Annotated in this window: 2 protein-coding genes; both read right to left on the minus strand. The window is 73.5% G+C overall.

Going from position 1 to position 2,203, the window contains the following annotated elements; translation table 11 throughout:
* Positions 1 to 254 precede the first annotated feature (254 nt).
* The gene (locus tag HMPREF0731_RS21240) at positions 255 to 920 is read right to left on the minus strand and encodes an OmpW/AlkL family protein (RefSeq protein WP_245538381.1); all 666 of its coding nucleotides are present in this window, start codon (positions 918 to 920) and stop codon (positions 255 to 257) included.
* A gap of 151 nt (positions 921 to 1,071) precedes the next feature.
* Positions 1,072 to 2,067 carry a Bug family tripartite tricarboxylate transporter substrate binding protein gene (locus HMPREF0731_RS21245; RefSeq protein WP_007006304.1) on the minus strand — a complete coding sequence of 332 codons (996 nt, stop codon included), beginning with the start codon at positions 2,065 to 2,067 and terminating at the stop codon, positions 1,072 to 1,074.
* Between the last annotated feature and the right edge of the window lie 136 nt (positions 2,068 to 2,203).

The raw sequence follows: 2,203 nt of genomic DNA on the forward strand, positions 1-2,203 counted from the left end.
AGCTGCAGCAGGGCTGGCGCGACGAGGCGGCGCTGCGCCACGCCCTGGCGGCGCGCCGCCAGGCGGCGGACGGGCCGGGGGATGCCACGCTGCGCCCGGTGGCGCGCTGGGCCGGCTGGGAGATGACCGGCTGGTCCAGCCTGCGGCTGCTTCTGGCGCCGGAGCAGGGGCCGCAGCGGCTGAAACGAAGACGGGGCGCCCGGCCAGGGCGCCCCGTTCAAGTCCGCGCCGGAGCCGGGGCCCCGCGCGCAGCCTCAGAAGCGGTAGCGCAGCGAGGCGCCGACGATCCACGGGTCGAGATCGGCCCGCGCGCCGATGGCGCCGCCATTGACCGAGACATCCGGCCGCAGGAACAGCTTCTTGACGTCGAGATTGACGCCCCAGCGGTCGTTGATCGCGTAGTCGAAGCCGGCGTTCAGGGCCCAGCCCCAGCTGTTCTCGATATCCACCTTGCTGACCGGCGCGGTGCGGCTGCCGCCCTCGCCATAGAACACGGTGTAGTTGATGCCGGCGCCGACATAGGGGCTGAAGCGCGCCTGCGGCAGCGGGTGGAACTGCAGCGTCAGGGTCGGCGGCAGCGCCCAGACGCGGCCGAGATCGACATCGCCCAGCGCCGAGCCGCGCACCTTCACATCGTGCCGCGTGGTGGCGGCGATCAGGTTCAGCGAGACCTGCGGCGTCAGGAAGTAGGTGAGGTCGAGCTGCGGGGTCAGGGTATCGGAGGCGTCCGGCTTGCCGCCGATCGCGTCGACGCGGCCGCCGCTCTGCGGCAGCACGCCGATCACGCCGAAGCCGAGCACCAGGTCGCCGGCCTGCTTGCCGCGGAAGGCGGTGTCCTGGGCCTGTGCGGGGGCGGGAGCGGCCAGCAGGGCGGCCCCCATCGCGGCGGCGGCCAGCGCGCCGCCCATTGTCTTGATCACGACCAACCTCTCCATCCAGGCGGCGGGGCCGCCATGGCACCGGCATTCCCGCCGGAACTGCAGGCGGCCATTGCCGCCATGCAGGAGGGATTAGTCGCGCCGCGCCGCGCCGTCCTTGATCCGCATCAATCGAACGGCGCGGGACGCGCGCTCATTCCGGCTTGATGCCGGCGCGCTGGATCACCTCGCGCCAGCGCGCGATCTCGGCCTGCTGGAAGCGGCGATACTCCTCCGGGCTGTTGGCGACGACGCTGAGCCCGATCTGCTCCAGCCGCGGCTGCACCTCGGGGTGGCGCAGCGCCCCGGCCACCGCCGCGTGCAGCTTCTCCAGCAGGGCGGGCGGCGTGCCGGCCGGCGCCATCACTGCCTGCCAGGAGGTGACGACGAAATCCTCCATCCCCGCCTCGGCCGCGCTCGGCACGTCGGGCAGCACCGGGTGGCGGCGCTGGTCGGTGACCATCAGCGCGCGCAGCCGGCCCGACTGGATATGGCCGGCGACGGTGCCGAGATTCTGGAACGACATCTGCACATTGCCGGCGATCAGGTCGGTCGCCGCCGCGGCGCCGCCGCGATAGGGCACATGCGCCACATCGGTGCCGGTGCGCTGCTTGAACAGCTCCGCCGTCATCTGGTCGGAGGAGCCGACGCCGCTGGTGGAATAGCTGGCGCGGCCGGGATTGGCCTTCAGCCAGGCGACCAGCCCGGCCACGTCGCGCGCCGGCACCCGCTCGGGGTTGATCACCAGCACGTTGGGCGTGGTCACCGCCAGGGTGACGGGGGCGAATTCGGCCACCGGGTCGTAGCCGAGATCGGGGCGCAGCGCGGTGTTGATGGCATAGACGCCGATCGAGCCGGTCATCAGCGTGTGGCCATCCGGCTCGGCCCGGGCCAGGGCGCGGCCGGCGATCTCGCCATTGGCGCCGGGGCGGTTCTCCACCACCACGGGCTGGCCGATGGTCTGGCTCATCCGGTTGCTGATCGCCCGGGCAACGATGTCGGACGGGCCGCCGGCGACGAAGGGCACCAGCATGGTGACCGGCCGCGCCGGCCAGGCGGGTTGCGCGCCGGGCTGGGCGCGGGCGGCGCGGGGCAGGGCGGGCAGCAGCGGCAGGCCGCCCAGCAGGGCGGACAGGGTACGGCGGCGCATGGGACGTTTCTCCGGCAGTGTTCTGCTTCTGCCGGTACGATGACATGACGAAGCTGTCACTGGCCAGACCGGGCGGCGCGGGCCGGGCGCCTGCGCGCCCTGCGATACCCCGGCGCCGCCGGCCCGGCCGTGGCGC

This window comes from Pseudoroseomonas cervicalis ATCC 49957 (assembly GCF_000164635.1).
GTDB lineage: Bacteria > Pseudomonadota > Alphaproteobacteria > Acetobacterales > Acetobacteraceae > Pseudoroseomonas > Pseudoroseomonas cervicalis.

Bases quoted from the DNA above. Each gene is read 5' to 3' on its own strand.
- HMPREF0731_RS21245 (WP_007006304.1), bottom strand. From the start codon at position 2,067: ATGCGCCGCCGTACCCTGTCCGCCCTGCTGGGCGGCCTGCCGCTGCTG.